At 72.6% G+C, this 19,386-nt stretch carries 18 protein-coding genes; 4 read left to right on the top strand and 14 right to left on the bottom strand.

What is annotated here, in order from left to right:
* Nucleotides 1-220: 220 nt before the first annotated feature.
* The 10 genes from truB to rimP form a co-directional block, all read right to left on the bottom strand.
* Entirely contained in the window at nucleotides 221-1,060 is an 840-nt protein-coding gene (gene truB, locus JKJ07_RS04715; RefSeq protein ID WP_236028487.1) for a tRNA pseudouridine(55) synthase TruB, read from the bottom strand.
* Nucleotides 1,061-1,119: 59 nt separating this feature from the next.
* Nucleotides 1,120-2,448 (bottom strand): MATE family efflux transporter, encoded by a 1,329-nt coding sequence (locus JKJ07_RS04710; RefSeq protein WP_202990006.1) that lies wholly within the window; start codon nucleotides 2,446-2,448, stop codon nucleotides 1,120-1,122.
* Between the two features lie 476 nt (nucleotides 2,449-2,924).
* On the bottom strand, nucleotides 2,925-3,962 hold the full coding sequence (locus tag JKJ07_RS04705) for a DHH family phosphoesterase (RefSeq protein ID WP_438871370.1): 1,038 nt from the start codon (nucleotides 3,960-3,962) through the stop codon (nucleotides 2,925-2,927).
* Between the two features lie 11 nt (nucleotides 3,963-3,973).
* Nucleotides 3,974-4,444 carry a 30S ribosome-binding factor RbfA gene (rbfA, locus tag JKJ07_RS04700; RefSeq protein WP_202990005.1) on the bottom strand — a complete coding sequence of 157 codons (471 nt, stop codon included), beginning with the start codon at nucleotides 4,442-4,444 and terminating at the stop codon, nucleotides 3,974-3,976.
* A 94-nt stretch (nucleotides 4,445-4,538) separates the two neighbouring features.
* Entirely contained in the window at nucleotides 4,539-4,832 is a 294-nt protein-coding gene (locus JKJ07_RS04695; RefSeq protein WP_202990004.1) for a DUF503 domain-containing protein, read from the bottom strand.
* A gap of 39 nt (nucleotides 4,833-4,871) precedes the next feature.
* A complete protein-coding gene (locus tag JKJ07_RS04690; RefSeq protein WP_202990003.1) occupies nucleotides 4,872-5,894 on the bottom strand; it encodes a TRM11 family SAM-dependent methyltransferase in 1,023 nt (340 codons plus the stop codon).
* Nucleotides 5,895-5,962: 68 nt separating this feature from the next.
* The gene (infB, locus tag JKJ07_RS04685) at nucleotides 5,963-9,028 is read right to left on the bottom strand and encodes a translation initiation factor IF-2 (protein WP_202990002.1); all 3,066 of its coding nucleotides are present in this window, start codon (nucleotides 9,026-9,028) and stop codon (nucleotides 5,963-5,965) included.
* Between the two features lie 92 nt (nucleotides 9,029-9,120).
* The gene (locus JKJ07_RS04680; RefSeq protein WP_202990001.1) at nucleotides 9,121-9,459 is read right to left on the bottom strand and encodes a YlxR family protein; all 339 of its coding nucleotides are present in this window, start codon (nucleotides 9,457-9,459) and stop codon (nucleotides 9,121-9,123) included.
* 40 nt (nucleotides 9,460-9,499) lie between these two features.
* Nucleotides 9,500-10,534: a transcription termination factor NusA gene (gene nusA, locus JKJ07_RS04675; protein ID WP_202990000.1), complete on the bottom strand. Its 1,035-nt coding sequence runs from the start codon at nucleotides 10,532-10,534 to the stop codon at nucleotides 9,500-9,502.
* A complete protein-coding gene (gene rimP / locus JKJ07_RS04670) occupies nucleotides 10,531-11,151 on the bottom strand; it encodes a ribosome maturation factor RimP (protein WP_202989999.1) in 621 nt (206 codons plus the stop codon). Before rimP ends, nusA begins: the two co-directional genes overlap by 4 nt.
* Before the next feature lie 176 nt (nucleotides 11,152-11,327).
* Here rimP and JKJ07_RS04665 point away from each other — a divergent pair, with 176 nt between their 5' ends.
* From JKJ07_RS04665 to JKJ07_RS04655, 3 genes are read left to right on the top strand one after another with little or no spacing between them, the layout of a single operon-like run.
* Complete coding sequence (locus JKJ07_RS04665) at nucleotides 11,328-11,795, top strand: hypothetical protein (protein ID WP_202990755.1); 468 nt, start codon at nucleotides 11,328-11,330, stop codon at nucleotides 11,793-11,795.
* A gap of 13 nt (nucleotides 11,796-11,808) precedes the next feature.
* A complete protein-coding gene (locus JKJ07_RS04660) occupies nucleotides 11,809-12,234 on the top strand; it encodes a ferritin-like domain-containing protein (RefSeq protein ID WP_202989998.1) in 426 nt (141 codons plus the stop codon).
* 53 nt (nucleotides 12,235-12,287) lie between these two features.
* On the top strand, nucleotides 12,288-13,013 hold the full coding sequence (locus JKJ07_RS04655; RefSeq protein WP_202989997.1) for a nucleotidyltransferase domain-containing protein: 726 nt from the start codon (nucleotides 12,288-12,290) through the stop codon (nucleotides 13,011-13,013).
* Here JKJ07_RS04655 and JKJ07_RS04650 read toward each other — a convergent pair whose 3' ends face one another.
* Nucleotides 13,014-13,703: a VIT1/CCC1 transporter family protein gene (locus JKJ07_RS04650; protein ID WP_202989996.1), complete on the bottom strand. Its 690-nt coding sequence runs from the start codon at nucleotides 13,701-13,703 to the stop codon at nucleotides 13,014-13,016.
* The gene (gene map / locus JKJ07_RS04645; RefSeq protein WP_202989995.1) at nucleotides 13,700-14,557 is read right to left on the bottom strand and encodes a type I methionyl aminopeptidase; all 858 of its coding nucleotides are present in this window, start codon (nucleotides 14,555-14,557) and stop codon (nucleotides 13,700-13,702) included. The genes JKJ07_RS04650 and map overlap by 4 nt, the downstream gene beginning before the upstream one ends.
* Nucleotides 14,558-14,678: 121 nt before the next feature.
* Here map and JKJ07_RS04640 point away from each other — a divergent pair, with 121 nt between their 5' ends.
* On the top strand, nucleotides 14,679-14,990 hold the full coding sequence (locus JKJ07_RS04640; protein ID WP_202989994.1) for an STAS domain-containing protein: 312 nt from the start codon (nucleotides 14,679-14,681) through the stop codon (nucleotides 14,988-14,990).
* Here JKJ07_RS04640 and JKJ07_RS04635 read toward each other — a convergent pair.
* Entirely contained in the window at nucleotides 14,980-18,552 is a 3,573-nt protein-coding gene (locus JKJ07_RS04635) for a SpoIIE family protein phosphatase (protein WP_236028420.1), read from the bottom strand. The genes JKJ07_RS04640 and JKJ07_RS04635 overlap by 11 nt on opposite strands.
* A gap of 74 nt (nucleotides 18,553-18,626) precedes the next feature.
* Nucleotides 18,627-19,376 carry a gamma-glutamyl-gamma-aminobutyrate hydrolase family protein gene (locus JKJ07_RS04630; protein ID WP_202989993.1) on the bottom strand — a complete coding sequence of 250 codons (750 nt, stop codon included), beginning with the start codon at nucleotides 19,374-19,376 and terminating at the stop codon, nucleotides 18,627-18,629.
* Between the last annotated feature and the right edge of the window lie 10 nt (nucleotides 19,377-19,386).

Here is a 19,386-nt window from a genome sequence, read left to right as displayed (position 1 = left end):
GCTTGCGGGCTGAGTTGTCCACAGGCGGCTCGAGCGCCGATCCGAGTTGTCCACAGCGGCTGGCCCTCCTGATCTCAGGCCGGGGCCCAGCACGATCTCCGCCCGCGCCCGCGCCCGCGCCTGCGACACGCGCTCCCAGCGGCCGCCCTAGCGCTCCCCGTGGCCGCCCTAGCGCTCCCCGTGGCCGCCCTCGCGCTCCCAGCGCCCGCCCCTCGTGTTCTCAGGCCGGGGCCAGCACAATCTCCGCCCGCGCCCGCCCCTCGCGCTCCGACACGATGGCCAGCACCTCCCCCGACGGCGAGAACACCGCGTACGGCCCCGAGATCCCGACCGCCGCGAGCGGCCCCCCATGGCTGAGCACCCGCGCCTCCTCCTCGGTGGCTTCCCGCTGCGGAAACGCCTGCCGAGCCGCCGCAGCCACAGGCAGCGTGACCACGTCGGGCGCCACCTCCTCGAGCTGCGGGAGCGTCCGCGCCGACTCCAAGGTCAAACCCCCCACGGCCGTACGGCGGAGGGCCGTCAGATGACCGCCCACGCCCAGCAGCGTGCCCAGGTCGCGGGCGATCGCGCGGATGTAGGTGCCCGACGAGCAGGTCACCTGGATGTCCACGTCGACGAAGCCGGCATCGCGCCGGATCTCCAGCACGTCGAGTTGCGAGATCGTCACCCGGCGGGCCGGGATCGACACCTCCTCGCCCTCGCGGACCCGCTTGTACGCCCGCTGCCCATTGATCTTGATGGCGCTCACGGCGCTGGGCACCTGGTCGATCTCGCCGCGCTGGCCGGCCAGCCCGTCCCGGATCGCGGAGTCGGTGACGCCGTCGACCGGGGACGTGGCCGTGATCTCGCCCTCGGCGTCGTCGGTGATCGTCGACTGGCCCAGGCGGATCGTCGCGGCGTAGCTCTTGGACGAGCCGATCACGTACGTGAGCAGGCGCGTCGCCCGGTTCACGCCGATGATCAGCACGCCGGTGGCCATCGGGTCGAGCGTGCCGCCGTGGCCGACGCGCCGGGTCTTGGCCAGCCGCCGGATCCGCGCCACCACGTCGTGCGAGGTCATCCCCGCCGGCTTGTCCACCACGATGAGTCCGTCCGCATTCACCGGCCCACCCTAGGCGTTCAGAGCGCCGCCCCGGTGACGGCCCAGCGTCCCGACCGCCAGCGCCACACCGTCGTGGCGAAGCGGATCAGGATCAGCAACGCCAGCCCGGCCCACACCCCGCCCAGGCCGAGGTCGAAGAAGTACGCGATCCAGATCGCCGGGAGGAAGCCCAGCAGGGCCGCGGCCAGGGTGATGTTGCGCAGGAAGCGGACGTCCCCGGCCCCGATCAGCACGCCGTCGAGCGCGTAGACCACCCCGGCGAACGGCATCAGCCCGATGAACCAGGGCCAGATGATCGCGGCCTGGGCGTGGACGCCCTCGTCGGGGGTGAACCAGCCCGGGATCGATCCCGCCCCGGCCGCCACGAGCAGGGCGACCGCGATCCCGGATAGCCCGCCCGCGATCGTCACCTTGCGGGCCACGGCCGTCGCCTCTTCCGCGCTGCCGCCGCCGAGCGCGGCCCCGACCAGCGACTGGGCCGCGATGGCGACCGCGTCGAGGGCGAGCGCGCTGAAGAACCAGAGCTGCAGCCCGATCTGGTGGGCGCCGACGGATGCGACGCCGAACCGGCTCGCCACCGCGGTCGCCGAGAGGAAGCAGGCCTGGAACGCGCCGCCGCGGATCAGCAGGTCCCGCCCGAGGCGCAGCTGGAGCAGGATGATCTGCGGGTTCGGGCGCAGCTGCTTGGTCTCGCGGACCAGGGCGTACAGGAAGAAGCAGCCGGAGATCGTCTGCGCGACCACGTTGGCGACGGCGGAGCCGGTCAGGCCCCAGCCGACCGGATAGACCAGCACCGGGCACAGGATCGCGGAGAGCACGTTCGCGCCCAGCACGAAGATCAGCGGGCGGCGGGTGTCCTGCACGCCGCGCATCCAGCCGTTGCCGGCCGCGGCGAGCAGCAGCCCGGGGGCGCCCAGCGCGGCGATGCGCAACCAGCCGGCGGCGGCGCCGGCGACCTCGGGGTCACCGGAGAGGGCCCGGGCCAGCGGGCCGGCCAGCGGTTGCGCGAGCAGGGCCACCAGCACACCCACGCCGAGCGCGAGCCACGACGCCTGCACTCCCTCGGCGACCGCGGCGGCCCTGTCCCCGGCGCCGAAGCGACGGGCGGCCCGACCGGTCGTGCCGTAGGACATGAGCGTGCCGAGCCAGGCGGCCACCGACATGACGGAGCCGCTGACGGCGACGGCCGCGAGCGGCACCGGGCCCAGGTGACCCACGACGGCGGTGTCGACGAGCACGTAGAGCGGCTCGGCGGCCAGCACGACCAGGGCCGGCAGGGCGAGCGAGGCGATCTTGCGCGCGGAGACACCCGGCCGCGGTCTCGCCTCAGGGGCAGACGGGCTCATAGGTAGTCATGATGCCCGCCCGTCCGTAAGGACTGCAATTCGAGTAGGTGCTTACTGACGAGTGTCCATCGACGTCTGCAGGGCGCGGCGGGCCTGCTCGCGGGCTTCGTCGGTGTTCTGCGGCTTGGGCTTGGCAGCCATGATCGTGGTCCTTCCACGGTGGGTGCGGGCGTGACGAGAGGCCACGCGCACGCTGTCTGGGATCGGTCGAGCGGGCGTCACATCGGGGCCGGCCCGGGATCGCCGGGCGCTTGGCGCTGGGTGACGCGACCCGGATGGGTGAACCCGGGTGGCTCGAGGTTCCACGGCGGGCTGTGGTCACGGCCGCGCAAAACCAAATCACCGTTCAGGTCACCAAACTATCGTTCAGTTCCGCTTGTTGAGGCGTGGTTCCCACTAATCGAGACACGCAGCCGATACCCGACAGAAAGAAAAAGCGCGCCCCACCGAAGTGAGACGCGCCGGCAAACAACGGATCAGGAGAGGTTGGCCTCCAGCAGGGGCACGATCTGAGCGATCACGTCGTCGGGGGTGCCGTACGCCGTGAAGCCGGCCGCCAGCCGATGCCCGCCGCCGCCCAGGGCGACCGCGACCGCGCTGACGTCGACGCCGCCCTTGGAGCGCAGCGACACCGACCACTCGCCCGCGGTCAGCTCCTTGACGACCACGGCCACGTCGGCCTCGGCCACCCCGCGCACGGGGTCGATCAGCGAATCCAGCACGTACGGCCGCTGGTGGTGCCGTTCGAGGTCGGCGGTCGTCGCATACGTCCAGACCATGCCGCGCCCGCCGGCCGCCGCCGGGTCGAGGATCGCGCGGCCCAGCACCTCGCCGGCCAGCTTCATGGCCCCGAAGGGGCGGGTGTCGAAGATGCGCCGGGCGATGTCGCCGGGGCTGATGCCGGTGGCGATCAGGCGGGCCGCCAGCTCGTGCACCGACGGGCTGCGGACGAACTTGAACGAGCCGGTGTCGGTGGCCAGCGCGACGTACAGGCATTCGGCGATCTCGGCGTCGAGCTCGACCCCCAGCCTGGTCAGCAGCTCGTCGGCCACCACCGAGGTCGCGACGGCCGCCGGGTCGACCAGGGTGACGTCGCCCAGGCCGGTGTTGGAGGCGTGGTGATCGAGCACGATCGCCGGGATACCCGCGTCGAGCAGGCCGGCCAGGGCCCCCAGGCGCGACTCGCCCGCCACGTCGAAGATCAAGATCAACTGCGGTTTCCCGTACGCCTGAGGCTCCGGCACCAGCAGCTCGGCTCCGGGCAGCGCGCGATACGGCTCCGGCACGTCGAAATCGCCGGGGAACGTGGCCCGCAGCCCGGTGAAGCCCAGCCGGCGCAGGCCCAGGGCGAACCCGAGCATGCTGCCGAGGGCGTCGCCGTCGGGGTTCACGTGGCAGATCAGCTGCACCTCGGCGTCGAGGGGCACCGCGCGGATCGCCGCGACGGCCGCGTCCCACGCCGCCGTGGTGATCGCGGAAGACGAGCGGCCCGGCTCAACGCCGGGCCGCGTCACGGAGGAGGAGGTCAACTCTGGTCCTCGCGGGCGCCCACCCGCTCGGTGGCGTCCTCGTCGTCCTCGTCGTCCTCGCTCTTGTAGGGGTCGGGGTCGCCGGCGTACTTCTTGCCCGCGGCCAGCCGCTGGACCTCCTGGTCGCGCTGTCGCGCCTCGGCCAGCAGGTCCTCCATCTCCTTGGCGTGGTCCTGCACGTTGTCGAGCACGAACGCCAGGCTCGGCGAGTGCCGCAGGCCCAGGGCGTGGCCCACGCGGCTGCGCAGCATGCCCTTGGCGCTCTCCAGCGCCGCCTGGGTGCCCGCCTGCTCGGTGGTGTCGCCGAGCACCGTGTAATAGACCGTCGCCTCGCGCAGATCGCCGGTGATCCGCGCGTCCGTGATGGTCACCATGCCGAGCCGGGGATCCTTGATCTCACGTACCAGCGACGCCACCAGTTCCCGTACGCGCTCGGCATGCCGACGCGTCTTGGCCGGGTCCGACATATCGCCCACCTCCGACTGTGATCCCGCGGGTTCGCAACCGCCCCCGCCCAACTGCTGAAGCCTACCCACGCGGCCGCCGGGCCGAACGTCTGAGTCAGTCGTCGTCGCCGTACAGCCGGCGCTTCACCGACAGCAACTCGACCTCGGGGCGACCGGCCACCTGGTTCTCGCAGGTGTCGATGACGGCCCGCGCCTGTGCGGGCTCGGCGGCCACCACCGCCACGCCGAGCTGGGCCCGGGCGTGCAGGTCGTGAAAGCCCACCTCGGCTGCGCTGACCTCGTATTTCTTCAGCATCGCGAGGATCGGGCGAACGTAGGAGCGCTTCTGCTTCAGCGATCGTGAATCGCCGGGCAGCAGCAGGTCGAACACTGCGGTCTCGGTATACATCAGCGGGAAGGTTACTGCCGGGGTGCGACAGTTCGCGGCTCAATTTCGGCGGGCGATCACCACATCACGCTCGATGCCCTGGTCCACGCGGTGCACGAGGGGGAGCTGGGGCACGATTTCCAGCCCGTTCGCCTGCAGGATGTCCTCGGCCAGCTCGCGCTTGGCGACCTTGGTGTTCCACGACAGGCCGATCGCGCCGCCCGGGCGCAGCAGCGGCAGCCACTGCGGCACCGCGCGCTCCAGCAGGTCGAGCGGGCGCCGGGAGAGGCCGCCCTCGTCGTCGTAGGAGCCGTGCGCCACCCCGTACGGCAGGTCGGCCACCAGCACGTCGGCCACGTTCCCGCGCAGCAGGCCGTCGAGCTGGGTGGTGTCGGCCTGCAGCACGACGAGCTTCTGCACGGCCCCGGCCTTGTGGTCGTCCTTGCTGGCGGCCATCGTCACCTCGAGCCGGCGGGCGGCGCGGCGGCCCTGACGCCGTACGGGAACGAGGTCGGCGGTGTGTTTGAGGCGCTTGCGCTTGAGCCAGGTCTGCAGGAACAGCTTGTACGCCTCTAAGTCCTTGCCGTCCAGCTCGACCCCGACGCCGTCGTAGCCGTACATCAGCGCCTGGTTGAGGGTCGTGCCGCGGCCGCACAGCGGGTCGAGCACGGTGAGGTGGCCGTCGAGCATCTTGGGGGCCGACGCCGAGGCCAGGATCGTCAGGTTGAGCACGAGCTTGGTGAACTGCTCGTTGGTCTTGCCCACGTATTTCGGGATCGTGATGAGGTCGCTGTCGTACCGGGCCAGCGGGGTCATCATCACCGGCCGCAGGTGATCGTCGTCGGTCCGCTCGAACAGCGCGTACGCCGCGGAGAGGTTCGACAGGTAGGCGACGTCGCGAACCGTCAGGTCGCCGGTGAAGGCCAGATATTCGACGCCGCCGAGCGTGATGACGTCGATGTCGTCGAGGCCACCGGCGAGCACCGGCGCGAACCCGGCCAGCTCGGCGACGGCTAGGCGGGCGGCCTGATCGGCGTAGACGCGATTGGCGGAGGGCGCGAGCAGCAGGGCGTACCGGGACATGGCAGTCATTGGACAGCAAGGCCCCCAGCGCCGAAGCACTGGGGGCCTTGACCGTTGCTACTGACCCTTTACGAGCGGGGCTTCTCGCGCATCTCGAAGGTCTCGATCACGTCGCCGACCTGCGGGGTGCCGAAGCCGCTGAGCGTCAGACCACACTCGAAGCCCTCGCGGACCTCGGTGGCGTCGTCCTTGAAGCGGCGCAGCGAGCTGATCGTGACGTTGTCGGCCACCACGGTGCCCTCCCGCAGGATGCGGGCCTTGGCGTTGCGGCGGATGAGACCCGTCCGGACCAGACAGCCGGCGATGAGACCGATCTTGGACGAGCGGAAGACCTCGCGGATCTCCGCCGTGCCCTGCTCGACCTCCTCGTACTCCGGCTTGAGCAGACCCTTGAGCGCGGCCTCGATCTCCTCGATGGCCTGGTAGATCACGCTGTAGTAGCGGATCTCCACGTTCGCCCGGTCGGCCATCTCCTTGACCTTGTTCGAGGCCCGGACGTTGAAGCCGATGATCGTGGCGGTGGCCTCCGAGGAAGCCGACGCCAGGTTCACGTCGCTCTCGGTGATCGCACCGACGCCGCGGTGGATGACCTTGAGCTGGATCTCGTCCGGAATCTCGATCTTGAACAGCGCGTCCTCGAGGGCCTCGACCGAACCGGACGAGTCGCCCTTGATGACCAGGGTGAGCGAGGTCTTCTCGCCCTCCTTGAGCTGCTCCATGAGCGTCTCGAGGGTGGCCTTGGTCTGCGAGTTGGCGAAGCTCGCGGCGCGACGGCGGGCCTGCCGCTGCTCCGCGATCTGCCGGACCGTGCGGTCGTCCTCGCCGGCCAGGAAGGTGTCACCCGCGCCGGGCACCGAGGTCAGACCGAGTACCAGCACCGGACGCGCCGGCAGGGCCTCGGCCACGGTGTTGCCGTTCTCGTCGAGCATGGCGCGGACGCGGCCGTGCGCGCCGCCCGCCACGATCGAGTCGCCGGCCCGCAGCGTGCCCTTCTGCACCAGCACCGTCGCGACCGCACCGCGGCCCTTGTCGAGGTGGGACTCGACGACGGCGCCCTGGGCCGGCCCGTCGACCGGAGCGGTCAGCTCCAGCGACGCGTCGGCGGTGAGCAGGACGGCCTCGAGCAGCTCGTCGATGCCGATCCCGGGCTTGGCGGCCACGTTCACGAACATCGTGTCGCCGCCGTACTCCTCGGCCAGCAGGCCGTAGTCGGCCAGCTGCTGACGCACCTTCTCGGGGTTGGCGTCGGGCTTGTCGACCTTGTTGACCGCGACCACGATCGGCACCTCGGCCGCCTTGGCGTGGTTCAACGCCTCGACCGTCTGCGGCATGACGCCGTCGTCGGCCGCGACCACGAGGATCACGATGTCGGTGACCTGGGCACCACGGGCACGCATGGCGGTGAACGCCTCGTGACCCGGGGTGTCGAGGAAGGTGACCGCGCGGTCCTCGCCGTTGTGCGGGTAGTGCACCTGGTAGGCGCCGATGTGCTGGGTGATGCCACCCGCCTCGCCGGCGACCACGTTGGTCTTGCGGATCGCGTCGAGCAGCTTCGTCTTACCGTGGTCGACGTGACCCATGACGGTCACGACCGGCGAACGGCTGACGAGCCTGTCCTCGGCCACCTCGGCGTCGAGGTTGATGTTGAACTGCGCGAGCAGCTCACGGTCCTCGTCCTCGGGGCTGACGATCTGCACGTCGAAGCCCAGGTGCTCACCGAGCAGCTGGAGCGTGTCGTCCGAGCAGGACTGCGTCGCGGTGACCATCTCGCCCAGGTTGAACATCTCCTGGACCAGCGAACCGGGGTTCGCGTTGATCTTGTCGGCGAAGTCGGAGAGCGACGCGCCGCGGGAGAGCCGGATCTCCTGGCCCTGACCACGCGGAGCGCCCGAGCTCATCTGCGGAGCCGACAGGTTGTCGAACTCTTGACGCCGCTGCTTCTTCGACTTGCGACCGCGGGTCGGCCGGCCACCCGGACGCCCGAAGGCACCCGCGGCACCGCCGCCACGGCCACGACCGCCACCACCGGGACGACCCGGGGCACCGGCACCGGCCGGAGCACCGCCGCCGCCACCGGGACGGAAGCCGCCACCGGCGCCGCCGCCACCGGGGCCACCACGGTAGCCACCGCCACCGCCGCCGCCACCGGGACCGCCGCGGTAGCCACCGCCACCGCCGCCGCCACCGGGACCGCCGCGGTAGCCACCGCCACCGCCGCCACCACCGGGACCGCCACGGCCGCCGCCGGGACCACCGGGACGACCGGCGCCGCCGCCGGGACCGCCACGACCGGGACCGGCCGGGCGCTGCGCGGGCATGGACGCGGGGCTGGGCCGCGGCGGCATCGACGCCGGGCTCGGCCGCGGCGGCATGCCGGGCTGGTTGGGCCGGGGCATCGCGTTGGGCGTGGGCCGGGACCCACCGCCGCCGGACACACCGAACGGGTTGTTACCGGGACCACGCTGCGGCGGGCGCGGGGCGCCACCGGCGGGGCCGGGACGCGGGCCGTTGCCCGGAGCACCGGGAGCCGCGGGCCGACCGGCGGCCGGGGAACCCGGACGCGGCGGGACCGAGCCGGGGCCCGGAGTGCGGGGACGCGAGCCGCCGTCGGACGGCGGCTGCTGGGAGCGACGCTCGGCGTCGCGGGTGCGGGCGGCCTGTGCGGCCTTGACCGCGGCCTCCTGCTCGGCCTTGAGCGCCGAGGCACGAGCCTCGGCCGCCGCGACCTCGATGTCGTGGGCGCTCGCCGGCTTGGCGACCGGACCGGGCGTGGGGCCCGGACGGCCGGCCGGCGGCTTGGGACGCGCGAAGGAACCGGGCGACGGCGCCGGGGACGTGGGGGCGCTGGGCGCTCCCGCGGCCGGGGCAGCCGGCTTGCGCGGCGGCTGGGGCCGCACGCTGGGCGGGACCGGACGGGCGGAGGTGGGCGCGGGGGCACTGGGCGCCGCCGGGGCCGGGGCCGCCGGGGCGGAACCTGCCTCGAGGGCACCACGCAGCCGCCGGGCCACCGGGGCCTCGACCGTGCTTGATGCGGACTTGACGAACTCGCCCATCTCCTTGAGCTTGGCGAGAACGGTCTTGCTGTCGACCCCGAGCTCCTTCGCGAGCTCGTGTACGCGGGCCTTTCCTGGCACTGCACTCCTCACTTCGAGGTCGTGCGAGCGCACCCGCAACGACCTCACTCGTGCACTAGAAGCCTGTTCATTTCAGGGACTTCATCGTGTGCTCATCTGGGTCGTCCTACCTTGCTGGGTCGTGACTCGGCCACGGCGGCCGTGCCATCGGTCGTTCCGAGTGGCGTGACGGCCACCCGGATGTGCTCGGCAAGCATTCCGGTGTCAGCAACACCGGGGAGACGCAGCGCCCGCCCGAAGGCACGGCGCCGCTCCGCCAGCGCGAAGCAAGCCGGATCAGGATGCAGATGCGCTCCCCGGCCCGGCAGTCGGCGGTTCGGATCGGGCTGGAGCCGGAGATCATCCCCGGAACCGGCCGCGACGAACCGAATCAAATCGGTGGCCGGCGCGCGCTTGCGACAACCGACACAGGTACGCGTCGGGCCGACCATGTGAAAGTCTACTCCTCGTGCGTCCCGGACGCGTATCCGGTCAGCTTCCCGCCTCGGCCGCATCACGATCGGCCGGGGCTGAGCGGTCGGAAGGGCCGGTCGGTTCGTTGTCCGGCCGGATGTCGATCCGCCACCCGGTCAGGCGGGCGGCGAGCCGGGCGTTCTGCCCCTCCCGGCCGATCGCCAGCGACAGCTGGAAATCGGGCACGGTCACCCGGGCCGTCCGGGTGGCGGCGTCCACCACCTCGACACGCAGGGCCTTTGCCGGCGAGAGGGCGTTGCCGACGAACTGGGCCGGATCCTCCGACCAGTCGATGATGTCGATCTTCTCGCCGTGCAGCTCGCTCATCACGGCCCGGACCCGCTGGCCCATCGGGCCGATGCAGGCGCCCTTGGCGTTGACGCCGGCGACCGTCGAGTGGACCGCGATCTTGGTGCGGTGACCTGCCTCACGCGCGATCGCGGCGATCTCGACCACGCCGTCGGCGATCTCGGGCACCTCGAGGGCGAACAGCTTCTTGACCAGGGCCGGGTGCGATCGCGAGAGGGTGACCTGGGGGCCGCGGAAGCCCTTGGCCACGTGCACAACGATCGCCCGGATCCGCGACCCGTGCTCGTACGACTCGCCGGGGACCTGCTCGGACTGCGGGAGCACCGCCTCGATCTTGCCGAGGTCGACGATCACGATGCCCTTCTCGGCCCGCGCGGCGTCGGCCTGCACGATGCCGGTGACCAGGTCGCCGTCGCGGCCCGCGTACTCACCGAAGTGCTGCTCGTCGGTGGCCTCACGCAGCCGCTGGAGGATCACCTGCTTGGCGGTCATCGCGGCGATCCGGCCGAAGTCGTGCGGGGTGTCGTCCACCTCGCGCACGACGGTGCCGTCCTCGTCGAGCTCCTGGGCCAGCACCGAGGCGACCCCGGTCTTGCGGTCGATCTCGACGCGGGCGTGGCTCTGCGCGCCCTCGGTGTGCCGGTAGGCCGTCAGCAGGGCCGTCTCGATGGCCGCCAGAATCGTGTCGAACGGGATCTCCCGCTCGCGCTCCAGGGCGCGCAGCGCCGCGAGGTCGATGTTCATTCCTCGCCCTCCCCTTCGTCGTCATCATCGTCGTCGTCTTCGTCGCCGAAGTCGGCCTCGTCCAGCCGTTTGAACTCGATCTGCACCTTGCCCGGCCCGAGCTCGTCGAAGCGCAGCTCGCGGGGCGTGCCGTCGACGTCGAGCACGATGCCCGCGTCGTCGGTGTCGACCACCCGGCCGGTCAGCCCGTTGACCGCGACCAGCCGGCCGCGGTTGCGCCGCCAGTGCCGGGGCAGGGTCAGCGGGCGGTCGACGCCGGGCGAGCCGACCTCGAGCTGATACTCGCCGGCGAGCACCTCGCCGCCGTTCTCGTCGGCGGTGTCGAGCGCGTTCGAGATCTCGCGGGCGACGATCGCCACGTCGTCGAGGCTGATGCCGCCGTCGGTGTCGACCAGTACGCGCACCACGTGGCGGCGGCCGGCCCGCGCGACGGCCACGTCCTCCAGGTCGTAACCCGTCTGGGCGACGACCGGCTCGATCACCTCGCGCACGCGGGCGCGGGCGGCGGTCAGGTCGATCCGGGGCGCGGCGGGCACGCGGGGCTGTTCGTCCTCGCGGCGGCGGCGAGCCCCGGGACCCTGACCGGGCCGGGCGCCGGCGCGACCACGCTGCGTCATCGGGGCTCGACCTCTCCTTGAAATCGGACAAACGACTGTATGCCGCCGGGCTGGAAAGCCCCGCGGCTCGGACAGAGCGTAACGCGCGCGGCGGGGGCCCGGTTCGCCGCCGCACCGAATCCGCGCCATCCGCAGGTCACGGCGCGTACTCCATAGTGTTGACTGGCTCGGTGCGGATGAGCATCACGGGGTATGGCCGCCGGCGCGTGCTGGGGGTCGCGGCGGCGGGCCTGGCGACCGCCTCGCTGGGCGCCTGCGGGCTCTTCGACGACGAACCGGCGCCGCCCGCGCCGCCCGACCCGCTGCAGCCGCTGCTCGACGAGGCGGTGGCGCTGGCCGCGGCCTACGACCGGGCGATCCTCTTCCAGCCCGGCCTGGCCGCCCGGCTCACTCCCCTGGCCGACGACCATCGCACGCACGTGGCCGAGCTGGCCCGCCTGATCGGCGCGACCCCGCCGTCGGCCGGGCCGAGCGCGAGCGCGGCGACCGGCGCCCCGGCCGAGACGATCGCCACGCTGCGCACGGCCGAGCAGGCGGCGCAGAAGTCCGCGGTCGCGGCGTGCCAGGCGGCCCCGGCCGAGCGGGCGGCCCTGGTCGGCTCGATCGCCGCCTGCCGGGCCACCCACGCCGAGGCGCTGCGATGAGCGGGGGACGAGAATGAGCCCGCAACTGGGCGCCGCGCTGGCCGCCGAGGAGGCCGCCATCTATGCGTACGGGGTGCTCGGGGTGCATCTGGGCGGCCGGGGCGACGTGACCGAGGCCCGCGCCGCCGAGCAGGCCCACCGCGGCCGCCGCGACTACGTCGTGGCCAAGCTGGCCCAGCTCGGGGCCAGTGCGGCGCCGTCGCCCGCGGGTTACGCGCTGCCGTTCGCGGTGACCGACCGGGCGAGCGCCCTCAAGCTGGCCATCCACGTCGAGGACGGCGTGGCCCAGGCGTGGCGGCCGCTGCTGCCCGCGACCACCGGCGCCGACCGCACCACCGCACTGGCCGCGATGACCGAGGCCGCCGTCCGGGCGACCCGCTGGCGCCGGCTGGCCGCGGTAAGCCCGGTGACCCTGCCCTTCCCGGGACGTCCCGAATAGGGGTTGATGTCCCTTCTCCAGCTACGCGCTGTAGACCTTTCGCGTACGCATGGATGCCCGAGAATGACGGGGTGCAGGACGAGATCGACTTCACGTCGCCGCGAGGACGCCTCGCCACCCGGCTGCGCGACATGATCGAGCGCCGCTGGTCGGCCGAGGTGGAGGCGATCGGCGTGCACGGGTCGCTGGCGCACGGCGACGACCACGACGGCAGCGACGTCAACCTGGTCGTCCTCACCTATCGGAGCGGCGCCGGGCCCCGGCCGGCCCTGCGCAAGGTGGACGGCATCCTGGTCGACCTGCAGGTCACGACGGCCGAGGAGGGCCTGCGCCGGGCGCGCGAGCTGACCCCGCGGTGGCCGCTGGAGGCGGAGCGGTTCGTCACCGGCCGCCCGTTGCACGACCCGCGCGGCCTGTTCGCCCGGCACCGCGACGCCCACCTGGGCCGGCTGGCCGAGGCCCGGCCGCTCGAGTTCAGCGGCCTGGCCCGGCACAACTGGGAGCTCGCCTCGGCCGCGCACAGCCGGGCCGTACGGCTGGCCGAGTATTACGACACCGACGCCGCGCTCGTCATGATGGCCGACGCCCGCCTGCACGCCGCCCTGGTCGCGGGGCTGCTCAGCCGCACGTATTTCCGCAACCCGGCCGACGCCGTCAAGCGCACCGGGCTGGCCGGCGCCGACGTGCAGGAGCTGAGCAAGATCCTGGACGCGCAGGCCGACGACCTGACCGCGCGGGGCCGCCCGGTCGACGGCACGCTGAAGGACCTGTTCGAGTAGTCAGACGCCGATCAGGACCCCGATCCCGTACGTGGCCAGGGCGGCCAGCGCCCCCAGGACGAGTTGCCGCAGGCCGCCGAGCCACCACGGACGGGCCGTGAACCGGCCGACCACCGCGCCCGCCGCGAACAGGCCGATCCCACCGACCGCCAGCGCGAGCCACAAGCTGTCGAAACCCAGCAGATAGGTGAGCAGCGGGATCAGCGCGCCCACGGCGAAGCACACGAACGAGGACCCGGCCGCCGTCCACGGGCTGGGCAGCTCGTCGGGCACCACCCCCAGCTCCTCCTGGGCGTGCACCCGCAGCGCCTGGTCGGGATGCTGCTTGAGCACGTCGGCGACCTCGCGGGCCAGCGGCTCGGGCAGCCCACGGGCGACCCAGATCGCGACCAGCTCGTCGGCCTCGCCCTCGGGGTTGCGCCGCAGCTCGCGCAGCTCCTTGGCCAGCTCGGCCGCGACCTGCTCGTTCTGCGTGCGGACGCTGGTGTATTCGCCGATGGCCATCGAGATCGCGCCCGCGACCAGGCCGGCCACCCCGGTGAGGACGAGCGTGGGACGATCGGCCCCGCCACCGCCCACGCCGGCGATCAGCGCGATGTTGGTGACCAGGCCGTCCATGGCGCCGAACGTGGCCGCCCGCAACCAGCCGCCGGAGACGTCGGCGTGGTGATGCTCGGCGACCTGCGTCACGGCAGGGTCAAAATCTCGGCGCCCTCGTCGGTGACCACCAGCGTGTGCTCGAACTGGGCCGTCCACCTGCGGTCCTTGGTGACGACCGTCCAGCCGTCCTTCCACATGTCGTACTCGTGGGTGCCCAGGGTGATCATCGGCTCGATGGTGAAGGTCATGCCCGGCTCCATCACCGTGTCGAGGCGCGGGTTGTCGTAGTGCGGGATGTAGAGCCCGGAGTGGAACGTCTCGCCGATGCCGTGACCGGTGAAGTCGCGGACCACGCCGTAGCCGAAGCGCTTCGCGTACGACTCGATGACCCGGCCGATGACGTTGATCGGGCGGCCCGGCGCGACGGCCTTGATGCCCCGCATCATCGCCTCGTGGGTGCGCTCGACCAGCAGCCGCGCCTCCTCGCTGGTCTCGCCCACGCAGAAGGTGGCGTCGGTGTCGCCGTGCACCCCGTTGAGATAGGCGGTGACGTCGACGTTGATGATGTCGCCGTCCTCGAGCACGGTCGAGTCGGGGATGCCGTGACAGATGACCTCGTTGAGCGACGTGCAGCACGACTTGGGGAAGCCCTTGTAGCCCAGGGTGGACGGGTAGGCCCCGTGGTCGCAGAGGAACTCGTGCACCACCCGGTCGATCTCGTCGGTGGTGACGCCGGGCTTGCAGTGCTCCCCCGCGAGCTGGGTGGCCTGCGCCGCCAGCCGCCCCGCGATCCGCATCTTGTCGATGGTCTCGGCGGTCTGCACGTGCGAGCCGCGCCACTCTTTCGGGCGCTTCTTCCCGACGTACTCAGGGCGGACGATCTGCGCCGGGACCGCCCGCCAGGGCGATTGCTTTCCCGGCGCCAGTGGGGCGCGAACGGTCATAGGCCCAGCCTATCGCCGGGCGCGGGCCCCGCAGGTGTGGTGACGGCCGCACCATAACGGCTCTGTTGAGGCCGAACGGGCGGTTCTTGCCGGTGCTGAGCCCCTGTGCAATCGTGTCAGCGTGGATCAAGAGCGGGCGGACCAGAACTTCACGGCCTCGGCGGTGGTGGAGTCGGGACGGGTCGTCGTCACGATCGGCGGCGAGGTCGACATGTCGACCGCCGGCGCGATGTTCGAGGCGGCCACCCGGGAGGGCACCGCGGCCGCCACGCTCGACCTGCGGAACGTCACCTTCTTCGACTCGGCGGCAATCCACGCGCTGCTGCGGCTGGCCGAGCGGTTCGGCGAGGGGCTGACCGTCCTGGCCTCGCCTCAGGTGCGCCGGGTGCTGGAGATCAGCGGGCTGTCCACGCAGCCGTGGCTCAGGGGCTGAAGGGCCGCCGCAGCGTCACCGACGTGCCCTCCGGCGAGCGCAGCACCGACAGCTCCGAGAGCGCGCCGATCAGAGCCAGCCCGCGGCCGCGGAACCCGCCCGACTCGCTGGGCCGCCAGCTGCCGCTGTCGCGCACCACGATGGTCACCGCCCCCTCGGCCACCGACGCCTCGACGGTGATGAACGGCTCGGCCGGCTCGATCGGGTGCTCGATCGCGTTGGCCGCCGCCTCGGACACCGCCACCGACAGGTCGAACGCGTCGGCCTCGGGCACGGCGTGCGCTGTCAGGAACTCGTCGAGCCGGCGGCGCACCACGCTGAGCTGGGCCGGCTCGGCCGGCAGCCGCAGCACGAACTCGCGCGGCTCGGTCGCCTCCAGCGCGAGCAGCGCGATGTCGTCGCGCCGGGTCCGTTTGGCCGCCTTGGCCAGCAGCGTGTCCAGCAGGTCCTCCACGTTCTCGGCGGGCTTGGCGGCGTCGGCGGTCAACTCGGCCAGCCCGGCGTCGATCCCGGTGCGTCTGTCCTCGACCAGGCCGTCGGTGTAGAGCAGCAGGCGCCCGCCGGTCGGCATCGGGGCCGAGAGGGTCGGATAGTCGACATCGCTGAGCGCCCCGATCGGTGGTCCGAGCGCCGAATTGTAGAGGAACGAGCCGAGCTCGCCCGGCGGCACCACGACGGGCGGCGGGTGCCCGGCCGACGAATAGTAGAGCCGGCCTTCCCGCGGGTCGAACCGGACGCACACGACTGTCGCGAACTGACGCCGGCCGAGGTTGTCGACGAGCCGGTTGAGCCGGGTCAGCGCGTCGCCGCAGTCGAAACCCTCCAGGATGTACGCCCGGAGCGCGTTGCGGAGCTGGCCCATGCCGGCCGCCGCCTGCACGCCCTTGCCGACCACGTCGCCGATCACCAGGAACAGCTGCTCGTCCTGGGCGGCGATCACGTCGTACCAGTCGCCGCCGACCTCGGCCTCGCTGCTGCCGGGCAGGTAGCGGCTGGCCACGACGGCCCCGGGCAGCTGGGGCAGCGACTGCGGCAGCAGGCTGTGCTGCAGCGTGGTCGCGATCCGGTGCTCGGCCTCGTAGAGCCGCGCATTTTCGAGCCGCAGCCCGATGAGCCGGGCCAGCTGGGCCAGCACGGCCGGTTCCGGGGTGCCCTGCGGCGACGCCCAGACCCGCAGCTCGCCTACGGTCGCCCCGGAGGTGTCGGTCAGCGGCAGCGCCACGTCGGGCGCCGAGAGCGGGTCGGCCCCCGCGTCCACCTCGGCCCGCGCGCCGGGGACGGTGACGACCACCCGGCCCGCCGAGGCCATGTCGCGCACGTGCTGGGCGGCCACGTCGAGCACCTCGGCCGTGGTGCGTACGGAGTTGACCGCGGCCGCCGTGTCGACGAGCTCGCGCAGCCGGTCGAGGACCCGCCGGCGGGCCTGCCCGAGATCGAGGTTGGCCCGCACCCGGGCGGTCAGGTCGCGGGCCGAGAACGGCTTGACCAGGTAGTCGTCGGCGCCGGCGGCGAGGCCCTCGCTGGACGCCTCCTCGCCGGCCCGGGCCGAGAGCACGACGATCGGCACGTCCCGGGTCCGCTCGCCGGCGCGCAGGGCCGCGATCAGGCCGAACCCGTCGAGCCGGGGCATCATCACGTCGGTCAGCACCAGGTCGAACTGCTCCCGGCCGGCCAGCTCGAGCGCGGCCCGGCCGTCGACCGCGGTGGTCACCTCCCACGACGGGCGCAGCAGCCGGCTCAGATGGTCGCGCAGGTCGGCGTTGTCGTCGACGAGCAGGATGCGGCCGCGGGGCCGGTCGGCCGGGGCGGGCCCGGGCAACGGCCCGGACGCCTGGTCACCGGCCCACCAGTGCTCGGCCTCCTCGACGTACGGGCGGGCGTCGATCTCGGGAACGATGCGATCGCCGCCCTCGGTGATCCGGTCGGCCGGCAGATGCGCGGTGCCGAACGGGACCGTGACGGTGAAGACGCTGCCCTCGCCGGGCTCGCTCTCGACCCCGGCCGACCCGCCGTGCAGCTCGGCCAGCTCGCGCACCAGGGCGAGGCCGATGCCGGTGCCCTCGTGGCTGCGCGACCAGATGCCGGTGACCCGGTGGAAGCGGTCGAACAACAGCGGCAGCTGGTCGGCCGGGATGCCGATGCCGGTGTCGCGCACGATCAGCTCGGCGCCCCGGTCGACGGCCCGGATGCGCACCTCGATGCGCCCGTGCGGGGTGAACTTGACCGCGTTGGAGAGCAGGTTGAGGACGATCTTCTCCCACATCTCGCGGTCGACGTGCACCGGGCCGGGCAGCGGCGGCGCGTCCACCACCAGCTCGAGGCCGGCCCGCTCGGCGGCCGAGCGGAACGTGCTGGCCAGCCGCGCGGTGTAGTCGGCCAGATCGGTCGGCCGGTACGCCGCGCGCAGCCGCCCCGATTCCAGGCGCGAGAAGTCGAGCACCGTGTTGACCAGCTTGAGCAGGCGCAGGGCGTTGCGGCGCATGGGCTGCAGGCGCTCGCGCTGCTCGCCGGGCAGCTCCGGGTCGTCCAGCAGATCCTCGAGCGGGCCCAGGATCAGGGTCAGCGGGGTGCGGAACTCGTGACTCACGTTCGAGAAGAAGTTGGTCTTGGCGCGGTCGAGGGCGGCCAGCTCGACGGCCCGGGCCCGTTCCTGCTCGTACGCCCGCAGGTTGCCCACGGCCCGGGAGATCTGCGCGGCGGCCAGCTCGAGGAAGTCGCGATAGCCCCCGCCCAGGGCCAGAAAGCGGCTCACCCCGATCACCAGCGCCCCGGCCCGGGCCATGCCGACGGTGACCGGCAGCACGAGCGCCTCGTCGGCGTCCGCGGACGGCGCGCCGGTCAGCTCGGACAGGGCGGCCGAGGCCGGACGACCGGTCTGGATCACCCGCCGCACGAGCGGATGCGCCGAGGCCGCGTCGTCGTCGAGGATCAGCTCGGCGTACGGGACGTCGGCCGCGTTCTCCGCGAACACCGCCGCCACCTCGGCCGCCAGCGACGCCTGATCGGGTGAGCCGGCCAGGCGTGAGCCCAGGGCGCTGAGCGTGCCGACCCGTCGTTCGCCCAGCACCCGGCCGGTGGTGTCGGTGACGATGCAGAAGATGCCGTCGACCGTGCCCGCGGCGGTGCGGATCGGATCGTACGAGATGTCGAAGTAGGTCTCTTCGAGGAAGCCGTGCCGCTCGAGCATGAACGGGTGGTCGGCCGCCCAGAACGCCTCGCCGCTGCCCACCACGCCGTCGAACAGGGTCTCGAGCACGGACCAGGCCTCGGCCCACATCTCGTGACCGGGCCGGCCCAGGAAGGCGGGGTGCTTGGTGCCCATCGTGGCGATGTAGGCGTCGTTGTAGAGCGAGCAGTACTCCGGGCCCCAAAAGATGATCATCTGGGCCCGGGAGGCGAGCATCGTCGCCACCGCGTTGCGCAGCTCGGGGGCCCATCCGGCCGGCGGCCCGAGCGGGCTGGCCGACCAGTCGAGCGCGGCCATCCGGCGGCCCATCTCGCCGCCCCGCTCGAAGGCCACCCGGAGCTGGCTCGGGAGGACGCCGTCCGAGCTAGCGCCCATGGCTCCTCCCCAACCGTGTTGCCGGTACGGATGAGCACGGTAACACCGCGTGGGGTGCCCGGCTCGCCCGGTGACTATGCGGCGAAGGCTTCCGGCTGCAGTCCGGAGCGCCGGGCGGCCGCCTCGATCAGGGCGGCGAACACCCGGAGGTCGGCGGTGCGCTCGGGATGCCACTGCACTCCCAGCGCGAACGAGTAGGCCGGATCCTCGATGATCTCGATGACCCGGTCGTCGGGGCACCAGCCGGTCGCGGTGAACGAGCCCGGGTCGTCGACGGCCTGGTGGTGGAACGAGTTCACCGTCGCGTGGGCGCCCAGGATCCGGTGCGCGATCGAGTCGTGCTCGATGATCACGTCGTGCCGCCCGTACGCCGAGGCGCCCGCGGCCAGCGGGTCGGTGCCCTTGGCGGCCCGGTGCCGGTCGTGGCCGATCACGTCGGGCAGGTGCTGGTGCAGCGTGCCGCCGCCGACGACCGCCATCACCTGCAGGCCGCGGCAGACACCCAGCAGCGGCAGGTCGGCGGCGAGCGCGGCCCGCATCAGGCGGATCTCGGACTCGTCGCGCTCCTTGTCGACCTCGGTGGTCGGGTGCCGCTCGGCCCCCCAGTACGCCGGGTCGATGTCGTTGCCGCCGCAGAAGACGATGCCGTCGAGCGACTCGATCACGTCCTCGCCGGGGTCGTCCGGGGTGATCAGCACGGCTCGCCCGCCCACCGCGTGCACGGCCCGCACGTACGTCATCGGGAGCATGCCCGCCATGACGTCGTTGCCGTTGTACTGCACTTGCTCTGCGTACGAGGTCATGCCGATCAGGGGCCTGCGCATGCGGTGCTTT

It is taken from the genome of Paractinoplanes lichenicola (genome assembly GCF_016785085.1).
Lineage (GTDB): Bacteria > Actinomycetota > Actinomycetes > Mycobacteriales > Micromonosporaceae > Actinoplanes > Actinoplanes lichenicola.
The sequence above is the reverse complement of the archived record's forward strand: the minus strand, read 5'-3'. Positions and strand labels throughout refer to the sequence as shown.